Below are 22,257 nucleotides of genomic sequence, written 5' to 3'. Positions count from 1 at the left end.
GGCACTAATTATCCAAAGGACCGCGAGACGCCAACTCCTGCAGCTTGATCTCAGCCAACGGATGCCCGGCCTTCGCCGCAATCTTCCAGAACCGCGTCGCTTCAACCGGATCCGGCGCCTTGCTCGCCGTCCCGGCCAAACTGAACACGCCTACCTGATACGCTGCCTTGCCATCCCCCGCCAACGCCGCCAGACGCAACAATCGCACGCCTTCCTCACGAGCGCCCAGGCCGACACCACGAAAGGCCAGGATGTGCCCATAGAAGCTTTGCGCCCCTGCATCGCCCAGGTTGGCCATGCGTGCGAACTGACCTTCGAGCCAGCTCCACCCCCGGGGCTGACGCACGAACCACGACCAGTGGAACAGCCGGCGGGCCAGCCAGTAACCGGCCCGAGCCTTGAGCTTGAGGAACACTCAGGCCTCTGCCGATTCGGGGTATTCGTACTCAAACACCCGAACCACCTCCGAAGCGTGCCAGGACGCGGCGGCCACACCATCCGACGGCCCGGAAAAACGCCCAAGGCGTTCAACACATTCGAAAAAACCGGTACGTGGCAGGCGGCTGGCACCCTGGCTGATCACCAGCGAGCTGCGCAATGGCTGTTCCGCCTTGGCGTCCAGTGCGGCCAGGTGCTCAAGTGCCGCAGTCAGGGTCTGCATGGCAGGTGTCGGCAGCTGCAATCGCTCCAGCAATGCGCGGTAGGTCAGCAAATGTCGCTGTCGTCGCGCCTGATCCAGCTCTCCCAGCAACCCGTCCCAATGTTGACGACTGATGCGTACCGTCACGATTCGTCCCTCCACCCTGGCACCGTCAGTTCCCAGGCCAGGCTGCGGCGAATCGCAGCGTCGGGTAGACGCTCGCCACTTTCAATCAAGGCCAGATAAGACGGGCTGATGCCTACCGTGCGGGCGAGCGCCTCAATGGCGATGCCCTTTGCTTCGCGCAAACTGCGTAGTTGATCCAGACCTGGAAGAATCTGGTCCGGGTTTGCCACGGGAGGTTGTGGTGCGACCCGCGGCGATGGCTGGTCGATGCCTGCTGCTTTCAATAAAGCCTGGTACTGAGCCCACGGCAAAACCGCATACTCGGGCTCGCCTTCGCGTGTGATTATCTGAATATCCATGACTTCCCCGTAGGACAACGACACTTTGCGAGTCGGCACTTTTCCCTTGAAGTGTAATCCTAACAGCGACCACGGTCGCGGACCACGGTCACGAGGTGCATGAATACAGGGACGATTTTCTGTCAGATCATGGTTTTTTCGGATTTTGCAGCTGAAGTTGCTCCGGTGTGTCAGGCAGCCGTTCCACCACTGCCAGCTTCTCCGGCAGTTGGCGCTTGCGCCAGGCACGAAAGGCAGACAACTCGTCATCCAGTACTTTCATGAGCCAGGCCAGCACGGCGATATCATCCAGCATCCCGAACATGGGAATGAAGTCGGGGATCGCGTCTACGGGACTGAGGAAATACATCAAGCCGGCCACTACCGAAATCAGCGCCTTGGGGCTGATCGCGCGGTACTCTCCTCGCCAATAGGCCAGGCACAAGGCCTGCAGCAGGCGCAGGTCTTCCTTGAGCTTGCCCAGGCGGTTGCCTTGACTGGCACCTTTGCTGGCGACAGCGAACAGCAAAGTCGGCAGACGGCCCCGAGCAAGCAGCCGGCCGGCCAGTGGCAGGAAACGGGCAAAGTTCCAGGGTGCTTTCATATTTCCTCCCGCTGAAATGTTATCCACACAAATTGTGGATAACCTTGTGAACAGAGCTGCATTTTGTCGCTGAAGCCCCCGTTTCATAAGGGCTGAGCTCAGATCGGGCGTTTTTTACTCACATAAAAAAACCCAACATTTCATTGACTTGGCGCCCCAGCGCGGCTAGCGCAGGCGTCTTCAATGGCTATGACTGCATCCTGCCACGTCCGTTCGTTTTGTTTGCGTTCGTCAAATCCCGAATGCAACAACGCCCCGCATGAGCGAGGCGTTGGTTCAAAAAAGACGCAAATTACTTGGCTGCGTCTTCCTGTTTTGCCGGATCCTTGATCGCCAGCAGTTCCAGGTCGAATACCAGCACCGAGTTGGCCGGGATTGCCGGGCTTGGGCTTTGCGCGCCGTAAGCCAGTTCGCTAGGAATGTAGAGCTTGTACTTCTCGCCTACGTGCATCAGTTGCAGGCCTTCGACCCAACCCGGGATCACACCGCTGACCGGCAGGTCAATCGGGCTGCCACGTTCAACGGAGCTGTCGAACACGGTGCCGTTGGTCAGGGTACCGGTGTAGTGCACAGTCACTACGTCGGTCGGCTTGGGCTGGGCGCCGTCGGCCTTTTTGACGACTTCGTACTGCAGGCCCGAAGCAGTGGTGGTAACACCCGCTTTCTTGGCATTGTCTTCGAGGAATTTCTTGCCAGCGGATGCCGACTCTTCGCTCATTTTAGCCATGCGCTCTTCAGCACGCTTCTGCAGCGCGGCGAAGGCTTCGACCAGCTCTTCATCTTTCAGTTTCTGTTCTTTCTTGCCAACGGCATCTTCGATGCCCTGGGCAACGGCTTTGGAGTCCAGATCATCCATGCCTTCCTGAGCCAGGCTTTTGCCCATGTTCAGGCCAATCCCGTAGGAAGCTTTTTGCGCCGGGGTTTTCAGCTCTACGCTGGTCTGCGAATCACAACCCGCAAGTACCAGGCTAACCAGGGCCACCGCCGCCGCCAACCGATGCTGTTTCATGCTATTTCCTTGTTCATGCGCCTAAAGGGCAATCGAATAAAGCCGCGAGCTTATCAGGCGGCCACGACCAATGGCTACCGGCATGAGAGCAGGAAACGTCTGATAAGTTCAGGTGTTGTAACGCATTTCGGCATTCGGCGGGTGAAGCTTCTGTCATCTACTCCCCACAGCGGCGAATGTCTTGCGGTGGTGCAATGACGATGACACGGCAAAAGCCAAATCGCAGACGAAAAAAAGCCCGCACTAGGCGGGCTTTTCCGTGGTGACCTGGCGTTCAGCGTTCCAGATTACCAAATATGGCGCAGCGGACGGGACTCGAACCCGCGACCCCCGGCGTGACAGGCCGGTATTCTAACCGACTGAACTACCGCTGCGCAAAACGCTTGAAACGAATGGTGGGTGATGACGGGATCGAACCGCCGACATTCTGCTTGTAAGGCAGACGCTCTCCCAGCTGAGCTAATCACCCTTCGCTTCGTTACGGGACGCATTATGCCACAAGTTTTCGTAATGTGTTGATTTAATTGAATATTTTTCAAATAAATCAGAAAACCGGTGAAACAACACACCCTGCAGGAACAACGTACAAACTTTAGGCAGAAAAAAACCCGCCTAAGCGGGCTTTTCCGTGGTGACCTGGCGTTCAGCGTTCCAGGTTACCGAATATGGCGCAGCGGACGGGACTCGAACCCGCGACCCCCGGCGTGACAGGCCGGTATTCTAACCGACTGAACTACCGCTGCGCGTAACACTGAATGCGAATGGTGGGTGATGACGGGATCGAACCGCCGACATTCTGCTTGTAAGGCAGACGCTCTCCCAGCTGAGCTAATCACCCTTCACGTTCGGTGTGGCGCGCATTCTACGGAGCACCCCCCTCTCTGGCAAGCACTTTTTAAAATAATTTTCCGAGCCCTTCCAAAGGCTTAGAGAAGGGTTGGCCTATGGCACCGCGAAGAGAATAATGCCCCCCTTTGCATATAAGGAGAGACTCACCCCATGTGGTTCAAAAACCTGCTTATCTATCGCCTGACCCAAGATCTGCCTTTTGATGCCGAGGCGTTGGAAACTGCACTGGCCACCAAACAGGCGCGTCCATGTGCAAGCCAGGAGTTGACCACCTACGGCTTCGTTGCGCCGTTCGGCAAGGGCGAAGATGCGCCCCTGGTCCATGTCAGCGGCGATTTCCTGCTGATCTCGGCCCGCAAGGAAGAGCGCATTCTGCCAGGCAGCGTCGTACGTGACGCGGTCAAGGAAAAGGTCGAAGAGATCGAGGCCGAACAAATGCGCAAGGTCTATAAAAAGGAACGCGACCAGATCAAGGATGAAATCATCCAGGCCTTCCTGCCGCGCGCATTTATCCGTCGTTCGTCCACCTTTGCTGCCATCGCGCCAAAACAGGGGCTGATCCTGGTCAACTCCGCCAGCCCGAAACGCGCCGAAGACCTGCTCTCCACCTTGCGCGAAGTCATCGGCACACTGCCAGTGCGCCCGCTGACCGTGAAGATGTCGCCGACCGCCACGATGACCGAATGGGTCACCACCCAGAAAGCGGCGGACGACTTCTTTGTGCTGGACGAGTGCGAGCTGCGTGACACCCATGAAGATGGCGGCATCGTGCGCTGCAAGCGCCAGGACCTGACCAGCGAAGAAATCCAGCTGCACCTGAGCACCGGCAAGGTGGTTACCCAGCTGTCGCTGGCCTGGCAGGACAAGCTGTCTTTCGTCCTCGACGACAAGATGGTGGTCAAGCGCCTGAAGTTCGAAGACCTGCTGCAGGATCAGGCGGAACAGGACGGAGGCGAAGAAGCCCTCGGCCAGCTGGACGCCAGTTTCACCCTGATGATGCTGACCTTCGGCGACTTCCTGCCAGCATTGGTGGAAGCATTGGGCGGAGAAGAGACGCCTCAGGGAATCTGATCATGTAGATCGGCAGCGCCTGTAAAGATCGCAGCCTTCGGCAGCTCCTGCATTGGAATGCGTTTCCCGTACAGGAGCTGCCGCAGGCTGCGATCTTTTTTGCAAGCAGCGTATGCTTAGCTCCCTAACGCTTTCATACAATAAGGATCAGGCCATGCGCGCACTGGCTGCATTGAGTCGCTTTGTCGGCAACACCTTCGCCTACTGGGTACTGATTTTCGCCGTGTTAGCGTTCCTCCAGCCCGCTTGGTTCGTCGGTCCCAAGGTGGCCATTGTGCCGCTGCTGGGGCTGGTGATGTTCGGCATGGGCCTGACCCTCAAGCTCGAAGACTTCGCTGAAGTGGCCCGCCACCCGTGGCGAGTGGCGCTCGGCGTAGTCGCGCATTTCGTGATCATGCCCGGCATGGCGTGGTTACTGTGCCAGGTGTTCCAGTTGCCGGCGGAAATTGCCGTAGGCGTCATTCTGGTCGGCTGCTGCCCGAGTGGCACGTCCTCCAATGTCATGACCTGGCTGGCCCGCGGTGACCTGGCGCTGTCGGTGGCTATCGCGGCAGTGACCACCCTTCTCGCCCCGCTGCTGACCCCGGCTTTAATCTGGTTGCTGGCTTCGGCCTGGCTGCCGGTGTCTTTCATGGAGCTGTTCTGGTCGATCCTGCAAGTAGTGCTGCTGCCGATCGTGCTCGGCGTACTGGCTCAGCGCGTGCTCGGCGAGCGGGTTCGTCACGCAGTGGAAGTACTGCCGCTGATTTCGGTGGTCAGCATCGTGATCATCGTCGCCGCCGTGGTGGCTGCCAGCCAGGCGAAGATTGCCGAATCGGGTCTGTTGATCATGGCCGTAGTGATGCTGCACAACAGCTTCGGTTATCTGCTGGGCTATTTCACCGGCCGTCTGTTCAAGCTGCCACTGGCCCAGCGTAAATCCCTCGCGCTGGAGGTGGGCATGCAGAACTCTGGCCTGGGTGCCGCGCTGGCCAGCGCGCACTTCTCGCCACTGGCAGCGGTGCCCAGTGCCTTGTTCAGTGTTTGGCACAACATTTCGGGGGCGCTGCTCTCGACCTGGTTCCGGCGGATGAGTGAAAAGCAGGACCGTGAGACCGCCATGCGGCAAGTCACTGACTGAGCCGGAAACTTGATCCCCAGGTTAATAATGGGCACCATACTGCTCATCGCGAGGACGACCTTGCGGCTCGATCGAGTCATTTACCTGGGGACGACCCCGTCAATCGATGGAGGTCTTACATGTCCTGGATCATTCTGTTTTTCGCCGGCCTGTTCGAAGTAGGCTGGGCGGTGGGCCTGAAGTACACCGACGGCTTCAGTCGTCCGCTTCCCACGGCCCTGACCATTGCAGCCATGGCCATCAGCCTTGGCTTGCTGGGCCTTGCCATGAAGGAGCTGCCGCTGGGCACCGCTTATGCCATCTGGACGGGCGTCGGCGCTGTCGGCACCGTGATCGCCGGGATCATCCTTTTTGGCGAGTCCATGGCGCTGTTCAGGCTGGCCAGTGTCGCCCTGATCATCGCCGGGCTGGTCGGACTCAAGATCAGCGCCTGAGCCAGGTGGCGGCTATAAAAAAGCCCGCCCCCACTGTCGACTCAGACAGCAGGGGCGGGCTATTTTTTTGCAGCAGATATCAGTCGATCAACTTTCCGCCAGCGCCATGCGCTCACGGGTAACCGGCGCCCGTTCCGCGTGCTCAAGCTGCATGCACCGTTCCAGGAACAAGTACATGTAGTCATAACTCTTGCGAATCGCCTGGCGTAACTCAGCCTGCAATGCCTCGCTCGGATTCAGGCCCGCCAGGGTGCAGATGATTTCCAGCGCCTCCCACGGGTGGGCGTCGTCGTACTGGGCGTGCATCTTCAGCCACTTCATGGCGCGCTTGCGCTCCTCTTCGGGGAAGGAGGCGGCATACACGCCATTGGAACAGACCACCGCTGACCACTCCCCCGTCGCCCCTTCAATGGCGTAGTTGGTCGCGGCGATGGCCACGATCAGCGAATCGGACGAACTGGTGTGCCAGCACCAGTGACTCAATGCATGAAGTTCAGGGGCGACAGTTTGTGCCTGCAACTCTTCCAGAGTTACGCCATGCGCCCGGCTCCAGTGCACCCAGTAGTCGGCATGATTAAGCTCCACTCGAATATTGCGCATCAACCAGCGCCGCGCCATGTCTTCGCCAGGGTGTCGGGCAAAGCGGGTCTTCGTCAGGTTCTGCGCCATATACAAGGCAAACTGTTCGACGACTGGCCAGCCACCAATGAGGTAGTGGCGCATGGTCTTCGCACTGAGTTTGTTGTCACGCAGCCGTTGATAGAGTTCATGTTCAACCACCCGGCGTTTGTTCTCGCTGCAGTCCTGAATCAGGCGTTGTGCCCAGTTCGGATAACTTGCAGCTTCCATGAGAGGTCCGGTTCTGATGAATGTGTCGATCACTGTCGAGCTCCTTTTGATTGTGATTTGAAGGATCGGCAAGATATTTCAGCGAAAGGTGCCCGGCGCCTTGAATAACAAAGGCTGAGGCCTCGCCGGACGACTCTGCAAACTTTCACAGGTAAACAGGTGCGGGCGTTCAATCACATACCCTTGAGCATAATCGACCCCAATCTCAAGCAGTGCCTGCTCGATCTGTGGTGTTTCGACAAACTCGGCAATCGTGCGTTTACCCATTACATGACCGATGTGATTAATCACTTCGACCATGGCGAGGTTAATCGGGTCGTCCAGCATATCCTTTACGAAACTCCCGTCGATCTTCAGGAAGTCTACAGGTAAATGTTTCAAGTAGGCGAATGAAGACATTCCGGCACAAAAATCATCAAGTGAAAAATGGCAACCTAAACCTTTGAGTTCATTGATAAATCTAATCGCACTCCCCAAATTTGATATCGCACTGGTTTCAGTAATTTCAAAACAAATCATTTCAGGAGGGATTGAGTAAACAACAAACTGTTTACGCAGGAAGTTCAGAAATGCGTCATCTCCTATAGTAGTGCCTGACAGATTAATCGCACACATGGCCAAAGGGCCTTTGTGATTTTCCTGTATGCATTGCGCAATGATCTTGAATACGTTCTCCACTACCCAGCGATCAAGGGAAGTCATTAGCCCATAACGCTCCGCCGCCGGTATGAAACTGTCGGGTAGTATCATTCGCCCGGCTTCATCATGTAGACGCAACAGGATTTCAATATGTCCACCGCCCTCCTCTACATGCCCGAGCGGCGCGATCTGTTGGGCATAGAGGCAGAACCGGTTGTCTTCCAGGGCCATATGCAGGCGTTGTACCCAAGCCATCTCGCCAAAGCGCAGGGACAGCTCCGAATCATCGGCGTGGTAGACCTGAATGCGGTTGCGACCCTTCTCCTTGGCCATGTAGCAAGCCATGTCGGCGGCCCGCAAAGAGGCTTCCAGGGTCGTTGGATGCTGAGTGACATGTACCAGGCCGATGCTGACAGTGGTCACGAATGGGCGGCCTTTCCATACGAAGTGCAGATTCTGAACCGTCTGACGCAGGCTGTCGGCGATCTTCTCGGCAGCTTCTGGCGCGCAGTTTTCCAGCAGAATGCCGAATTCGTCGCCCCCCAGCCTGGCCAGGGTGTCTCCCTCACGCAAACCTGACTGCAACAGGGCACAAATGTGCCGCAGCAACTCATCACCGGCCGCGTGGCCGCAGGTATCGTTGACCAGCTTGAACTGGTCCAGGTCGAGAAACATCAGCGAGTGACGCCCGGCCTGACGCGTCAAATTGTGCAGGGCCTGCTCCAGGCGGAACTCGAACTCGCGGCGGTTGGCGAGCCCGGTCAGGGCGTCGTGCGTGGCCTGCCACGAAAGATTGGCAATGTACTGGCGCTCCTGGGTCATGTCGTGCAGTACCAATACGGTGCCACTGACCTTGCCGGCGTTACGGATCGGCGCGCCCACCAATGTCACCGAAACAGTGCTGCCATCCAGGCGCTGGATCAGCTTGGAGTGCTCGCTGCCGCCCCTGAGCTGACCACTGAGGATATGTTCGATCAGGGTGAAACCTTCCGCCTGGGCATTTTCATCCAGCAAGTTGAACAGCGCCGCCAACGGCAAACCTGCGGCCTGTTCGGCTTTCCAGTGGGTCAGCGCCTCGGCCGCCGGGTTCATGTAGGCAATTGCGCCGTCGACGTCGGTCGTGATGACGGCATCGCCGATCGATTGCAGGGTGATCTGCGCCCGATCCTTTTCCAGCTGCAAGGCGTCGGCAAAGGCGTGGCGCTGCTTGAGCAGTTTGTGGGTGCGCATCAACGCCAGCGCAATCAGGCCCAACGCGGTGGCAAGGTTGATCACCAGCAGCAGGCGAAGGATCATTCGCGAGCCCTCGCCCAACGCATCACTAAAGGCCTTGGCCGCAGGCGTGACACCGTCATTGATCGCAAAAATCCGGTCTTTCCAGCGAGTGACGTCGGCATCCGACGCCTGGCCGTCGCTCATGCGCTGGTGCATTTCGCTGGCGACTTCATCGAGCTGCACCAGATAGGCGTCACCGACTGTCCACAGGTCGATGGCTTTTTCCAGATAGCTGAAATGGCGAAAATTAAGGTAGAGCCAGATCAGGCTGGACACATCGTCGGGGTGATTGCCCCCTTTGAGAATCGCCAGCCGGGCGGCCTCGAGATTGGGCGGCTGGTGATCGAGGGCCAGGCGCAGCTCATGGCCGCCATGGGGCACGGCGATGGCGTTCTGATACTTGAGGAAAATCGCCTCGTCGCGATTTTCCGCGTAGAGGTTCAGGTAATAGATGGCGTCTTTCTGGCCTTTGGACCACAGGCTTTCACCGGCCACGTAGCCGCGAACCGCCGACAAAACATAAAGACTGAAGCCGCCCAGCAGCGCCTGAAATAACACGACGGCGATGAAAGGCCATACGATGCCCAGCAACCGTGGAGTTCCGAGAGTCCGCGTTTGATTCATGAGGTCCCTTGCATTAGCACTGCCAGATCATCATCCCGACGTGATCGCTACCCCCAGACTAGGGGGCGTTCTCGCTCCCGGCAAGTCAGAGCCCTGCTGACGAGGCTAGTGCTGCTGCAAATGCCCGTAAAGCTTGGCGTACAGACCACCGTCTGCAATCAGCTGCTGGTGATCGCCGTCCTCGGCGATCTGCCCCCCGTCGAACACCAGCACCCGGTCAGCCTGTTTCACGGCGGACAGCCGGTGGGCGATGATCAGGGTGGTGCGATGACTGAGGAAGCGCGTCAACGCCTGGTGCAGGTTGTATTCGGTGGCGGCGTCCAGCGCCGACGTAGCCTCGTCGAGGATCACTACCTTGGGCTCGGCCAGCACCATGCGGGCAATCGCCAGGCGCTGGCGTTGGCCGCCGGACAAACGCACGCCGGATCGGCCGACGATGCTGTCCAGGCCATTGGGTAATTCCCGTACTGTGTTATCCAGTTGGGCAATTTCCAGGGCCTGCCAGCAGGCTTCGTCGCTGCGTTCGCGGCCCATGGTCAGGTTGGCACGCACGGTGTCGTTGAATAGCGCGGGATGCTGCAGGACCACGGCAACATTCTCGCGCACGGTCTCCAGGCCGATTTCTTCCTGGGTCGAACCGCCGAAACGAATGGTACCGGCCAGGGGTGTGTAAAGACCGAGCAGCAGCTGCACCAGTGTGCTCTTGCCACCGCCACTGGCACCAACGATCGCGACCTTTTCCCCCGGCGCGATCGACAGGTTCATCTTGTTCAGCACCAGCTCATCGCCATAACTGAAGCTCAGGCCCTGGACTTCGATGCCCACGGTTTCGCGACCCTGGAACGGATCGACGCCCCCCTCGTACTGAGGTTCGTCGGCTCGGGCGAGTAGCTCGTTGATCCGCGACAGGGCGCCGCCGGCTGCGTAAAAGGCGTATTGCAGGTTCAACAGTTGCTCCACCGGGCCGATCATGAACCACAGGTAGCTGAAGACCGCGAGCATCTGGCCGATGGACAGGTCGGAAAACAGCACGGTGAGCATCGCTGCGGCGCGAAAGATGTCGATACCGAACTGGAACAGCAGGCCGCTGGCGCGGTTCGAAGCATCGGTTTTCCACTGCGAGGTGACTGCGTAATCCCGCACTTCCCGGGCGCGCTGCCCGAGTCGACCGAGGAAAAAGCCCTGGCGGTTGCCGGCACGGACTTCCTGAATGGAGTCGAGGGTTTCGGTGAGTGCCTGGGTGAAGCGCGAGGTGCTGTCGTTCTCCAGTTTCTTCAGGTGCTTGACCCGTTTGCCGAGCAACACCGTGGCGTAGATCACCAGCGGGTTGAACAGCATGATCAGCAGCGCCAGCTTCCAGTGCATCCACACCAGGATGCTCGCCGTGCCGACCAGGGTCAGCATGGCCACCAGGAAACGGCTGAGCGTTTCGCCAACGAATTTGTCGAGAGTGTCGAGATCGGTCACCAGATGCGTGGTGACCGTACCGCTGCCAAGGCTTTCGTACTCCCCCAGGGAAATTCGCTTGAGCCGCTCGATCAGGCGCAAGCGAATGCGGTAGACGATGTCCTTGGCCAGCGCTGCAAACAGGCGCGCCTGCACCACGTTGAACAACAGGGCGGCGCAACGCAGGCTCAGGGTAACCAGCAGCATCAGGCCTATGTAGCCCGCTGCTTTCTGCCAGTGCTCCGGCAGTGCGTGGTTCATGATCTTCAGCGCTGAATCGCCATGCCCCAGCAGCACCTCATCCACCAGCAGTGGCAGCAGCAGGGGAATCGGCACGCTGCACAAAGTGGCCAGGACCGCGACGCCGTTGGCGATCCACAAGGCTTTTTTATGCTGCAGGGCCAGGCGACGTATTTCGGCCCAGCTCAGTCGATCCATACGCTTGGGAGAGGGTTCATCGTCGGGCAGGTCATGCACAGGCGGCGCGCTCCAGCCAGCGGCCAAGCAATGGCGACAGCTCGCTGAGCGGTTGATAACCATTGGTCAGCAGCGCCAATTGCCCGTCCCGCTCGGCCAGCAATGTGGGGAAGCCGGCAATGCCAAGATCCTGGACCCAGGTGAAATCGGCGTCGGTCGCGGCGTGCTGCTCGGCACGGTCAAATGCCGCGGCGAACTCGATGCGCGGGACCCCCGCCTGCTCCGCCAACTCGACCAGGACACTGGCCTGGGTGACGTCGCGACCCTCGGCGTAGAACGCATGTTGAATCAAACCGAGCAATGTCCACGCACAATCGGCTGCCAGGCCACGCGCGGTCACGAGCGCCCGGCACGCGGGTTCGGTGTCGTAGACAAAGCCGTCGGGCAATGCACCCTCAAGCTTGAACGGCTGGCCGGTGGCATCAGTCACCGCCTGCCAGTGTTCGAGAATATAACGCCGGGTGGTCGGTTCCAGCGCCGAACCACTGCCGGTGCGCAAGCCGCCCACTACCAGATGTACCTCAACCCCGGCCGCGCGCGCCTGCTCGACCAGGGCTTGGGCCACCGGAGCAAAACCCCAGCACCAGGAGCACATCGGGTCCATCACATAGAGCAGGCGGCGCGCAGACATGGGATCAAGCCTCGGAAGGAGTTTGCTTGTAGTTGTAGCCAATCGGATGCGGCATGTTGCGCGCTTTCGCCAGTTCGATCTGCTTCTGCCGGTCGATGGCGCTACGGCGAGTCTTCTCGCTCAGCTTATCCCAGCAATGCGGGCAACTGATGCCCGGCACGTAGTGCTCGGATGCACGGTCTTGCACGCTCACCGGGGTGCGGCAGGCATGACATTGATCGTAGTCGCCTTCGCTGAGGTCGTGGCGCACCGTGACCCGGTTATCGAAGACAAAACAGTCGCCCTGCCATTTGGTTTCTTGCTGCGGCACCTCTTCAAGGTACTTCAGGATGCCACCCTTGAGGTGATAGACCTCATCGAAGCCCTGGCTGAGCATGTAGCTCGAAGCCTTTTCGCAACGAATGCCGCCGGTGCAGAACATCGCGACCTTCTTGTGCACGGCCGGGTCGAAGTGTTCCTTGATGTAGTCAGGAAATTCGCGAAAGCTGGTGGTCTTCGGATCGATGGCGCCCTCGAAGGTGCCGATGGCCACTTCGTAGTCGTTGCGGGTATCAATCAACAGCACTTCAGGGTCGCTGATCAGCGCGTTCCAGTTCTCTGGATCAACGTAGGTACCGACTTTTTTGTTCGGATCCACGCCTTCGACGCCCAGGGTGACGATTTCTTTCTTGAGCTTGACCTTGGTGCGGTAGAACGGCTGCTCGTCGCAGTACGATTCCTTGTGATCGATATCGTCCATGCGCGGGTCGTTCTTGAGCCAGGCCATGAGCCCGTCGATGCCTTCACGGCTGCCGGATACGGTGCCATTGATGCCTTCTTCGGCGATCAGCAGCGTGCCTTTGATGCCGTTGTCGACCATCGCCTGCAGCAAGGGCTCGCGCAGGGTGACGTAATCTTCCAGGGTGACGAACTTGTACAGTGCCGCCACAACAATCTGTTGTGTCATCGGGTGTTTCTCCAGGTGGCTACCCTCGTAAGGGGTGAACCGGATTCAAAAAAAACGCGCCGGGTTAGCGGCGCGTTGCGGATTCTAGCAAAAAAAATGTGGTTTCTGTAGGAGCAAGGCTCGCCCGCGATGGCAATCTCGAGGACGCTATCGCGGCAAGCCTTGCTCCCACACAAGCCGTGCACCTGCAGCCGGTGATCTCAGTGCTTGCTGCCGCCAGCACAGGTCGGCGAGGCCGGGGCCGCGTCCATCTGTGCCCATTCCTCAGGTGTATAGGTATGCAGCGCCAACGCATGAAACTCGCCCATCATCTCGCCAAGCGTGCCGTAGACTTTCTGGTGACGCTTGACGCGGTTGAGCCCTGCAAACTGCTGGCTGACGATCACAGCCTTGAAGTGAGTCTGCAACCCACGACTGTGCATGTGGCTCTCATCCAGCACTTGCAGGTGCTCGGGCTGTAACAGGCCCAGCGTCGACTCAATGCGTTGTTGCATGGTCATGCCCGACTCCGCTTAAGGCTTTTTCTTGGCAGGAGCTGCGCCCTTAGGCTCGAGCTCCGCGGTCATGTCAGCCAACAGTTTGTTGACCACAGGGACCGCGCTTTCCAGCTTGGCCTGAGTCATCTGCGCCGATTGCTGGGTCAGTTGCGGCATTTTTTCCAGGACTTTCTTGCCCAGTGGCGACCGGTAGAAAGCGACCAGGTCCTTGAGCTCCGATTCACTGAAGTTGGTGGTGTAGAGCTTGACCATGTCCGGCTTCAGCTTGTTCCAGCCAATTGCCTGGTCCAGCGCTGCGTTGGCCTTGGCCTGGTAGGTTTCCAGCAGGGCTTTTTTCGACTCGGGAGCTTTGGTCTGTTCAAAGCGCTGAGCGAACATTTGCTGCACTTGCATGTACACCGGAGTGCCCAGTTTGTCAGCGTGCGCCAGGGTCAGGAAAGCCTCGGCACTGGCGTTGTGGCTGGCGGTATCGGCAAAAACAGGGCCGCTGGCGCAAACCAGTGCAACCGCGGTACAGATGGCACGAAGACGAGTCATCGAGTTTCCTTTTCTAGCAGGCGAGGTAAAACCCCAAGGGCGTCCATTCTGCGCCTAAAAAAGTGTGTCACTCAACCCCAAGCCTTGTGGGGCCTAATTTAGAGGGGTCCAGCAGGCAATTTCGACACCGATGGAACCACCATGGACGATCACGGCCTAAACTGCGCTAACTGACTTACAGGAGTGTGCACGATGAGCCGTATCGAAACCGACAGCCTTGGCGAGGTGGAAGTCCCGGATGAGGCGTACTGGGGCGCTCAGACGCAACGCTCGCTGGTCAACTTCGCGATTGGCAACGAACGCATGCCACTGGCGGTGCTGCATGCGCTGGCCTTGATCAAGAAAGCCGCCGCACGGGTCAATGACCGCAACGGTGATGTGCCGGCCGACATTGCCCGCCTGATCGAACAGGCGGCCGACGAAGTGCTCGATGGCAGCCACGACGATCAATTCCCGCTGGTGGTCTGGCAGACCGGCAGCGGTACCCAGAGCAACATGAACGTCAATGAGGTGATCGCCGGTCGCGCCAACGAACTGGCCGGTAACCCGCGGGGCGGCAAATCGCCGGTTCATCCCAACGATCATGTCAACCGCTCCCAGAGTTCCAACGACTGCTTCCCTACCGCCATGCACATCGCAACGGCCCAGGCGGTGCAACAGCAACTACTGCCGGCGATCAGCGAACTGTCCGGCGGGTTGGCGGAGCTCTCCGCCCGGCACATGAAGCTGGTCAAGACCGGGCGCACCCACATGATGGACGCCACGCCGATCACCTTCGGCCAGGAACTATCGGCATTCATCGCACAGCTCGATTACGCCGAACGAGCGATCCGCAGCGCGTTGCCCGCCGTCTGTGAACTGGCCCAGGGCGGCACCGCAGTCGGCACTGGGTTAAATTCGCCCCACGGTTTTGGCGAAGCGATTGCCGCCGAACTCGCAGCCCTTTCCGGCCTGCCGTTTGTTACGGCACCGAACAAATTTGCCGCGCTGGCAGGGCATGAACCTTTGACCACCTTGTCGGGTGCGTTGAAGACCCTTGCCGTCACCCTGATGAAAATCGCCAACGACCTGCGCCTGCTGGGCTCCGGGCCGCGTGCCGGTTTAGCCGAAGTGAAACTGCCCGCCAACGAGCCGGGCAGTTCGATCATGCCAGGCAAGGTTAATCCAACTCAGTGCGAAGCCTTGTCGATGCTGGCCTGCCAGGTCATGGGCAACGACGTGGCTATCGGTTTTGCGGCAAGCCAGGGACATCTGCAGTTGAACGTCTTCAAGCCGGTGATCATTCACAACCTGCTGCAATCGATCCGTCTGCTGGGCGATGGCTGCAGCAACTTCCAGCAGCATTGCATTGCCGGCCTGGAACCGGATGCTCAGAAAATGGCTGAACATCTGGAGCGTGGGTTGATGCTGGTGACGGCGTTGAATCCGCATATCGGTTATGACAAGTCCGCGGAGATAGCCAAGAAAGCGTATGGCGAAGGGCTGACATTGCGTGAGGCGGCGTTACAGCTGGGATACCTGACCAGTGAAGAGTTCGATGCCTGGGTAAGGCCGGAGAATATGCTGGAGGCTGGAGCCAAAGGTTAAGTAACGCCGTGGCCGGTAGTCCTTCATCGCGGGCGAGCCGCGATCCCACAGGTCTGTGTTTAAGCACAGAACCTGTGTGCTAGCAAAAAACCTGTGGGAGCGCGGCTTGCCCGCGATGAACGATGACGCGGTCTAACTGGCCGCCAACCGCGCCCGCCGCGCCCTCAGTCCGGCAATCAATGAAGGCCCCAGCGCCACCAGCGCCGAGCCCAACACCACCAGCACGGCCCCGCCATAGCCCAGGCCATTGATTGTCTCGGCATGCACGTACGCCGGCCAGAGCCATGCGGCCACAGCCACCGCAGCGAAGGTCACCAGCGGCGTGATTGCCAGCGTCGCACTCACCCGGGAAGCCTCCCAGTGGGCCAGCGCCTCGGCGAATGCACCGTAGGCAATCAAAGTGTTCATGCAGCACGCCAGCAGCAGCCAGCCCTGCAGCGGGCTCAGTTGCAGCACTTCCAGCGGATGCACCCAGGGGGTCAGCAGCAACCCGCAGAACAGGTAGATCACCATCATCACTTGCAGCGAATTCCATACCGTCAGCAGTTGCTTCTGCCCCAAGGCGTAGAAGGTCCAGACCGTGGAAGCCAGCAGGACCAGCAACACGCCGGCGGTGTAGTCGCTCAGGGAAGTCAGTAACTCACTCAGGCGCTGGTTGAAGAACAGCACGAAGCCGATCAGCAGCACCAGCAGCCCAATCCCCTGCCCGACGCTGAAACGCTCCTTGAACACAAACAGACTGGCGATCAGCAACATGATCGGGCCCATCTGTACCACCAGTTGTGCCGTACCGGGGCTCAGCAGGTTCAGGCCCATCAGGTACAACACGTAGTTGCCGACCAGCCCCAGCACCGCCATCACCACCAGCCAGCCACCGCGCGGGCCGAGGACCTTGCGACTGGGCAGGCGCCTGGTGGCCGCCAGGTAGATGAACAGGCAACTGCCGGACACCATCAGGCGAAACCAGGTCACCGTGACCGGGTCCATCACCTGCAGCACCTGCTTGAGCTTGATCGGCAGGATTCCCCACAACAGCGCGGTCAGCAAGGCCAGGAACAGGCCGTAGGCCCAGCGACCGGATGAAATGTGCATGCGTACCTCAACAAGGCCAGACGGCAAGAGTTGGTCATTCTAGGCCCATGCGCTGATGGTACACAGGCACAGTTGCCCACGTGCCGCGCATGCAACTGTGCAGGTCGCATGCCGTCGATCGGTTGGTTGGGCACGGCAAATGGTTCAGACATAAGCTGATTCGATCCACCCATAGGACAGCACCTTCAGGAGAACCTTCATGTACGGCATGCGCGCCCAGGACAACGCCCCCGCTACGCACTTTCGCAGTGACCGGCTATGCAGGGTGAACGGGGAGTTGTATTTCAGTACCCGGGAAAACACGCTGGAGGGGCCGTTTGAAAATCCGCAGGTGGCGGAGCGGGGGATTCGGGAATATATCGAGCGGATGCAAAAGATGAGTAACCGGCGCTAGACCCAGGCGCGGGTATTCGCCAGCAAGTCGAATCGTCGCACCGCCGCAAGACCTGTGTGAGCGGCGGCGCGGTTATTCGACTTGCTCGCGAAGGCTACTTCACAGTTTCCACACCAATACAGGTCATTACCCCACCGCTTCAAACAGCCCGGTAGCCCCCATGCCCCCGCCCACGCACATGGTCACCACGCCATAGCGCAGATTACGCCGCTGCAACTCGCGCACCAGATGCCCCACTTGCCGCGAACCGGTCATGCCGAACGGGTGGCCAATGGAAATCGAGCCGCCGTTGACGTTGTATTTTTCGTTATCGATTTGCAGGCGGTTACGGCTGTAAAGGCATTGCGAAGCGAACGCCTCGTTGAGTTCCCACAGGTCAATGTCGGCCACCTGCAACCCTTTGGCCTTGAGCAGTTTGGGCACCGAAAACACCGGGCCGATCCCCATCTCATCCGGTTCGCAACCTGCCACGGTAAATCCGCGGAAGAACGCCTTGGGCTTCAATCCCAGCTCCAGGGCTTTTTCCAGGCTCATCACCAGCGTCATCGACGCACCGTCGGACAACTGCGAAGAGTTGCCGGCAGTCACCGAGCCGTCTTCGGCAAATACCGGTTTCAAGCCCGCCAGGCTTTCCAGCGTGGTGTCCGGGCGGTTGCAATCGTCGCGATCGACAATGCCGTCGAGGATCTGCACCTCGCCGCTGTTCTTGTCCTCGACCCAGTATTTCACCGCCATCGGCACGATTTCGTCATCGAACAAGCCGGTGGCCTGGGCCTGCGCCGTACGCTGCTGGCTCTGCAGCGCATACAGGTCCTGTTCTGCGCGGCTGACGTTATAGCGACGCGCCACGATCTCGGCAGTCTGGCCCATGGGGAAGTAGATGCCCGGGACCTGCTCCTTGAGCAGCGGGTTGATCAGGTTGTCGGTATTGACGCTCTTCATCGTCAGGCTGATCGACTCGACGCCGCCAGCCACAATGATCTCACTGCAGCCCGAAGCGATCTGGTTGGCAGCAATGGCGATCGCCTGCAAACCCGACGAGCAGAAGCGGTTGAGGGTCATGCCGGCAGTGCCAGTACCCAGGCGCGACAACACCGCCACATTACGGCCGATGTTGTAGCCTTGGGCGCCTTCGTTGGAACCAGCTCCGACGATGCAGTCCTCGACGCTCGCCGGGTCGATGCCCGAGCGCGCCAACAAGGCGTCGACACAATGCGCCGCCATGTCGTCAGGACGAGTCTGGTTGAACTTACCGCGAAAGGATTTGGCCAGGCCGGTCCGCACGCTGTCGACGATCACCACTTCACGCATGGCATACCTCATTGTTGTTATCGGTTGAGAGTAGACCGAGCATAAGTCCACAACATAAGCGGCTGCGACAATCATTCACCTCGCGTATGCGCAACCATCGGTTCACTTCTTGTGTTTCTTGTCCTCGCGGTCGGACTTTTCGAACGCCGCTTCCAGCGCACTGTTAATAGTGCGCAGCACTTTGACCCGCGCCCAGCGCTTGTCATTGGCTTCCACCAGCGTCCATTGCGAGATATCGGTGCTGGTGCGATCCACCATATCGCCTACCGCAGCACGATAGGCGTCCCACTTGTCGCGGTTGCGCCAGTCGTCTTCGGTGATCTTGAAACGCTTGAAGGGAATCTCCTCACGGGCCTGGAAACGCTCCAGCTGAGTCTGCTTGTCGATGGCCAGCCAGAACTTGACCACGATCACGCCGGAATCGACGATCTGCTCTTCGAAATCATTGATCTCGCTGTAAGCGCGCAACCAGTCCGACGGCGGGCAGAAGCCTTCGATGCGCTCCACCAGCACACGCCCGTACCACGAACGATCAAACACGGTGAACTTGCCCTTGGCCGGGATGTGCCGCCAAAACCGCCACAAGTACGGCTGCGCACGCTCTTCTTCGGTCGGCGCGGCAATCGGCACGATGCTGTACTGACGCGGATCCAGGGCCGCCGCCACCCGGCGAATCGCCCCGCCCTTGCCCGCCGCATCATTGCCTTCGAAGACGGCGATCAACGCGTGGCGGCGCATGCGTTTATCCCGCATCAGGCCAGAGAAGCGTGCCTGTTCGGTGATCAGCTGTTCTTCGTAATCGTCCTTGTCCAGGCGCAGGGTCAAGTCCAGGCTGTCGAGCAGGTTCAACTGATCGACGCTGGTGGGCAGTGGGGCGGCGTTGACTTTTTCCGGGTGCAGGGATGCTCGTTGGAGAGCACCTTGCAGGCCGGCGAGCAGAATCCGCCCGACCGCCAGGCTGCGATAGTTCGGGTCGACGCCTTCGATCACATGCCAGGGCGCATAGTCACGGCTGGTGCGGCGCATGACGCGCTCGCCGTATTTGACGAACTTGTCGTAGGTCTGCGATTGCTGCCAGTCCAGCGGGCTGATGCGCCAGCTGTGCAAGGGGTCGTCCGCCAGCGCCTTGAGGCGGGCCTTCATCTGTTTCTTGGACAGGTGGAACCAGAACTTGAAGATCAGCGCGCCTTCGTCGCACAGCATCTTTTCCAGACGCTCGGCGGCATTGATGCCCTGGTCGAGCCGCGGATTCTTGAACTCGCCATGGACTCGCCCTTGAAGCATCTGGCTGTACCAGTTGCCAAAGAAAATACCCATGCGGCCCTTGGCTGGCAGCATTCGCCAGTAGCGCCAGGCCGGCGGACGGGCCAGCTCCTCGTCGGTTTGCTGATCAAAAGTGCGCACTTCGATCAGTCGAGGGTCCATCCACTCGTTGAGCAGCTTGACCGTCTCACCCTTGCCGGCCCCTTCGATGCCGTTGATCAGCACGATGACCGGAAAACGTTGCTGCTGCTGGAGTTCAAATTGCGCTTCAAGCAACGCTTCGCGCAGCGCCGGCACTTCGGCGTCGTAGGTTTCTTTATCGATGAAATGACCGATTTCAGCAGATTCGAACATGGATGGCTCCCTTCCCGTATTGAGCAAGACTAGCGGATTGACCTCCCCCACGTAGTAGAAATCCATTTTCATCGTTTGATCGGCCGCTGCCGATGCCATGGATCAGGCATTGCCACGACGATCAGCTAGAATGGCCACCTTGCCGATGCCGAGCCTGCCATGAAACCCGTATTACCCCACGCCCAGCTCGACTGGGACGACCAGGGACTTCCGCGTTCGCGGGTGTTCGACGACGTGTACTTTTCCGATCTGTCGGGCCTGGATGAGACCCGTTACGTGTTCCTCCAGCAAAATGCCTTGAGTGAGCGCTTTGCCACGCTGCAGGCCGGTGAGCGCCTGGTGATTGGGGAGACCGGATTCGGCACCGGCCTGAACTTCCTCTGTGCCTGGCAGTTGTTCGAGGCACAGGCGGTGCCTGGCGCGCGGTTGCATTTCGTCAGCGTCGAAAAATACCCGCTGACCCTGCCGGACCTGCAGCGAGCACTGGCATTGTGGCCCGAGCTCAAGCCGTTCGCCGATCAACTGCTGGCGCAATACGTGGCCATCCATCAAGGCTTCCAGCGACTGGTGCTGGACAACGGCCGCGTCACCCTGACGTTGCTGATTGGCGACGCCCTGGAACAGTTGCCGCAACTGGACGCCCAAGTTGACGCCTGGTTTCTCGACGGCTTCGCCCCGGCAAAAAATCCCGACATGTGGACCGCCGAGCTGTTCGCCGAACTGGCCCGCCTGGCAGCGCCCGGCTCGACCATCAGTACGTTTACCAGCACCGGTTGGGTGCGCCGACTGCTGAATGCGGCGGGCTTCAAGATGAAGCGTACGCCCGGCATCGGGCACAAATGGGAAATCCTGCGGGGCGTATTTCTCGGATGGCCGCAAGAGGCAGCGCCGCCGGCGGTAACCAAACCGTGGTTCGCGCGTCCGCTGCCACTGACTGGCGAGCGGCATGCCATGGTGATTGGCGCCGGTCTGGCCGGTTGCGCCACGGCTGCGAGCCTTGCGGCAAGGGGTTGGCGCGTGAGCCTGCTGGAGCGTCACACGGCTCTGGCGCAGGAAGCGTCGGGCAATCCCCAGGGCGTGTTGTACCTCAAGCTTTCGGCCCATGGCACGGCGTTGTCACAGTTGATTGTCAGTGGATTTGGCCACACCCGGCGGTTGCTCGAACATCTGCAACGGGGAGTCGACTGGGACGATTGCGGTGTTCTGCAACTGGCGTTCAATGCCAAGGAAGCCGACCGGCAGGCACATTTGGCCGCAGCGTTTCCCGACGATCTGCTGCATGAGCTCGATCGCGAACACGCCGAGGGGCGCGCGGGTATCGCGCTGCCATCCGGCGGCCTGTTTTATCCAGAGGGCGGCTGGGTGCATCCGCCAGCCCTGTGCGCCTGGCAAGCGGCTCATCCCAATATCAACGTCCTGACTCATCACGAGGTGGTGCAACTGCGCCGTGACAAAGGGCAATGGCAGGCGTGGGCTGGGGAAAGATTGCTGGCCCAAGCGACAGTGGTGGTGCTGGCGGGCGCTGCCGACGTCAGGCGTTTTGACTTCAGCAGCGACCTGCCGCTCAAGCGTATTCGGGGCCAGATTACCCGCCTGCCTCAAACTGCTGACAGCCAAAGCCTGAGCACCGTGGTGTGCGCCGAAGGCTACGTTGCACCGGCGCGGCTGGGCGAACACACCCTGGGCGCCAGTTTCGATTTCAACAACGACGACCTGACACCCACGGCAGCCGAGCATGCCGGCAACTTGCAGATGCTCGAGGATATATCCGCCGATCTGGTCGCCCGCCTGGGTGCCGGCACCTTGCAACCAGAGGCCCTGGAAGGTCGCGCCGCGTTTCGCTGTACCAGTCCGGATTACCTGCCGATCGTCGGTCCGCTGGCCGCTACCCAGGCCTTTACCGACGCCTATGGCGTCCTGAGCAAAGATGCCCGGCAAACGCCGGACATCCCTTGCCCATGGCTGGACGGTGTGTACGTCAACAGCGGTCACGGTTCCCGGGGCTTGATCACCGCCCCATTGTCAGCCGAGCTGCTGGCGGCCTGGCTCGACAACGAACCGCTGCCGTTGCCCCGGGCCGTCGCCGAGGCGTGCCATCCCAATCGATTCGTCTTGCGGCGCTTGATCCGCGCAAAGGCGTGAAA

At 59.7% G+C, this 22,257-nt stretch carries 21 protein-coding genes and 4 tRNA genes; 6 read left to right on the top strand and 19 right to left on the bottom strand.

Annotated features, from left to right (window positions below):
• Positions 1 to 4: 4 nt before the first annotated feature.
• The 9 genes from IMW75_RS06555 to IMW75_RS06515 form a co-directional block, all read right to left on the bottom strand.
• Positions 5 to 415 (bottom strand): SEL1-like repeat protein, encoded by a 411-nt coding sequence (locus tag IMW75_RS06555; protein WP_045058070.1) that lies wholly within the window; start codon positions 413 to 415, stop codon positions 5 to 7.
• On the bottom strand, positions 416 to 787 hold the full coding sequence (locus IMW75_RS06550; RefSeq protein WP_045058069.1) for a hypothetical protein: 372 nt from the start codon (positions 785 to 787) through the stop codon (positions 416 to 418). It abuts the gene before it with no gap.
• Entirely contained in the window at positions 784 to 1,125 is a 342-nt protein-coding gene (locus tag IMW75_RS06545) for a helix-turn-helix domain-containing protein (protein ID WP_045058155.1), read from the bottom strand. Before IMW75_RS06545 ends, IMW75_RS06550 begins: the two co-directional genes overlap by 4 nt.
• A gap of 127 nt (positions 1,126 to 1,252) precedes the next feature.
• Positions 1,253 to 1,708: a YkvA family protein gene (locus IMW75_RS06540; protein WP_045058068.1), complete on the bottom strand. Its 456-nt coding sequence runs from the start codon at positions 1,706 to 1,708 to the stop codon at positions 1,253 to 1,255.
• Positions 1,709 to 2,000: 292 nt separating this feature from the next.
• Positions 2,001 to 2,717, bottom strand: coding sequence for a BamJ family beta-barrel-assembly machinery protein (locus IMW75_RS06535; RefSeq protein ID WP_045058067.1), 717 nt, complete (start codon positions 2,715 to 2,717; stop codon positions 2,001 to 2,003).
• A gap of 297 nt (positions 2,718 to 3,014) precedes the next feature.
• Positions 3,015 to 3,091, bottom strand: a tRNA-Asp gene (locus tag IMW75_RS06530).
• Positions 3,092 to 3,110: 19 nt separating this feature from the next.
• Positions 3,111 to 3,186, bottom strand: a tRNA-Val gene (locus tag IMW75_RS06525).
• A 197-nt stretch (positions 3,187 to 3,383) separates the two neighbouring features.
• Positions 3,384 to 3,460 (bottom strand) — tRNA-Asp (locus IMW75_RS06520).
• A 19-nt stretch (positions 3,461 to 3,479) separates the two neighbouring features.
• A tRNA-Val gene (locus IMW75_RS06515) sits at positions 3,480 to 3,555 on the bottom strand.
• Positions 3,556 to 3,716: 161 nt separating this feature from the next.
• Between IMW75_RS06515 and rdgC the strand changes: the two genes are divergently transcribed.
• From rdgC to sugE, 3 genes are all read left to right on the top strand, one after another.
• Positions 3,717 to 4,637 (top strand): recombination-associated protein RdgC, encoded by a 921-nt coding sequence (rdgC, locus tag IMW75_RS06510; protein WP_045061665.1) that lies wholly within the window; start codon positions 3,717 to 3,719, stop codon positions 4,635 to 4,637.
• Positions 4,638 to 4,791: 154 nt separating this feature from the next.
• A complete protein-coding gene (locus IMW75_RS06505) occupies positions 4,792 to 5,757 on the top strand; it encodes a bile acid:sodium symporter family protein (RefSeq protein WP_205892137.1) in 966 nt (321 codons plus the stop codon).
• 119 nt (positions 5,758 to 5,876) lie between these two features.
• Positions 5,877 to 6,191: a quaternary ammonium compound efflux SMR transporter SugE gene (gene sugE / locus IMW75_RS06500; protein WP_045061667.1), complete on the top strand. Its 315-nt coding sequence runs from the start codon at positions 5,877 to 5,879 to the stop codon at positions 6,189 to 6,191.
• A gap of 87 nt (positions 6,192 to 6,278) precedes the next feature.
• On the opposite strand, the gene IMW75_RS06495 is transcribed toward sugE, so the two are convergent.
• The 7 genes from IMW75_RS06495 to IMW75_RS06465 form a co-directional block, all read right to left on the bottom strand.
• Positions 6,279 to 7,040 (bottom strand): iron-containing redox enzyme family protein, encoded by a 762-nt coding sequence (locus tag IMW75_RS06495; protein WP_209012727.1) that lies wholly within the window; start codon positions 7,038 to 7,040, stop codon positions 6,279 to 6,281.
• A 78-nt stretch (positions 7,041 to 7,118) separates the two neighbouring features.
• Positions 7,119 to 9,578, bottom strand: a complete 2,460-nt coding sequence (locus IMW75_RS06490; protein ID WP_045061669.1) for an EAL domain-containing protein — start codon at positions 9,576 to 9,578, stop codon at positions 7,119 to 7,121.
• A gap of 105 nt (positions 9,579 to 9,683) precedes the next feature.
• On the bottom strand, positions 9,684 to 11,462 hold the full coding sequence (locus IMW75_RS06485; protein ID WP_177328590.1) for an ABC transporter ATP-binding protein: 1,779 nt from the start codon (positions 11,460 to 11,462) through the stop codon (positions 9,684 to 9,686).
• Between the two features lie 31 nt (positions 11,463 to 11,493).
• Positions 11,494 to 12,096, bottom strand: coding sequence for a DsbA family protein (locus IMW75_RS06480; protein WP_177328591.1), 603 nt, complete (start codon positions 12,094 to 12,096; stop codon positions 11,494 to 11,496).
• 40 nt (positions 12,097 to 12,136) lie between these two features.
• Positions 12,137 to 13,078: an oxygen-dependent tRNA uridine(34) hydroxylase TrhO gene (trhO, locus tag IMW75_RS06475; RefSeq protein ID WP_045061672.1), complete on the bottom strand. Its 942-nt coding sequence runs from the start codon at positions 13,076 to 13,078 to the stop codon at positions 12,137 to 12,139.
• A 200-nt stretch (positions 13,079 to 13,278) separates the two neighbouring features.
• A complete protein-coding gene (locus IMW75_RS06470; RefSeq protein ID WP_045061673.1) occupies positions 13,279 to 13,578 on the bottom strand; it encodes a BolA family protein in 300 nt (99 codons plus the stop codon).
• 12 nt (positions 13,579 to 13,590) lie between these two features.
• On the bottom strand, positions 13,591 to 14,112 hold the full coding sequence (locus IMW75_RS06465) for a DUF2059 domain-containing protein (RefSeq protein ID WP_045061674.1): 522 nt from the start codon (positions 14,110 to 14,112) through the stop codon (positions 13,591 to 13,593).
• Positions 14,113 to 14,304: 192 nt separating this feature from the next.
• Between IMW75_RS06465 and IMW75_RS06460 the strand changes: the two genes are divergently transcribed.
• The gene (locus IMW75_RS06460; protein WP_045061675.1) at positions 14,305 to 15,699 is read left to right on the top strand and encodes a class II fumarate hydratase; all 1,395 of its coding nucleotides are present in this window, start codon (positions 14,305 to 14,307) and stop codon (positions 15,697 to 15,699) included.
• 132 nt (positions 15,700 to 15,831) lie between these two features.
• Here the strand turns inward: IMW75_RS06460 and IMW75_RS06455 are convergent, their stop codons facing one another.
• The gene (locus tag IMW75_RS06455) at positions 15,832 to 16,791 is read right to left on the bottom strand and encodes a DMT family transporter (protein WP_045061676.1); all 960 of its coding nucleotides are present in this window, start codon (positions 16,789 to 16,791) and stop codon (positions 15,832 to 15,834) included.
• 199 nt (positions 16,792 to 16,990) lie between these two features.
• On the opposite strand from IMW75_RS06455, the gene IMW75_RS06450 reads away from it, so the two are divergent.
• The gene (locus IMW75_RS06450; RefSeq protein ID WP_045061677.1) at positions 16,991 to 17,185 is read left to right on the top strand and encodes a DUF6316 family protein; all 195 of its coding nucleotides are present in this window, start codon (positions 16,991 to 16,993) and stop codon (positions 17,183 to 17,185) included.
• 126 nt (positions 17,186 to 17,311) lie between these two features.
• On the opposite strand, the gene IMW75_RS06445 is transcribed toward IMW75_RS06450, so the two are convergent.
• The gene (locus tag IMW75_RS06445) at positions 17,312 to 18,496 is read right to left on the bottom strand and encodes a thiolase family protein (protein WP_205892136.1); all 1,185 of its coding nucleotides are present in this window, start codon (positions 18,494 to 18,496) and stop codon (positions 17,312 to 17,314) included.
• A 102-nt stretch (positions 18,497 to 18,598) separates the two neighbouring features.
• Positions 18,599 to 20,113, bottom strand: a complete 1,515-nt coding sequence (gene pap / locus IMW75_RS06440) for a polyphosphate:AMP phosphotransferase (RefSeq protein ID WP_205892135.1) — start codon at positions 20,111 to 20,113, stop codon at positions 18,599 to 18,601.
• 159 nt (positions 20,114 to 20,272) lie between these two features.
• Here pap and mnmC point away from each other — a divergent pair, with 159 nt between their 5' ends.
• On the top strand, positions 20,273 to 22,255 hold the full coding sequence (gene mnmC / locus IMW75_RS06435) for a bifunctional tRNA (5-methylaminomethyl-2-thiouridine)(34)-methyltransferase MnmC2/FAD-dependent 5-carboxymethylaminomethyl-2-thiouridine(34) oxidoreductase MnmC1 (RefSeq protein ID WP_205892134.1): 1,983 nt from the start codon (positions 20,273 to 20,275) through the stop codon (positions 22,253 to 22,255).
• Positions 22,256 to 22,257: the final 2 nt, after the last annotated feature.

Origin of the sequence: Pseudomonas gregormendelii (assembly GCF_017114825.1) — a bacterium.
Lineage (GTDB): Bacteria > Pseudomonadota > Gammaproteobacteria > Pseudomonadales > Pseudomonadaceae > Aquipseudomonas > Aquipseudomonas gregormendelii.
The sequence above is the reverse complement of the archived record's forward strand: the minus strand, read 5'-3'. Positions and strand labels throughout refer to the sequence as shown.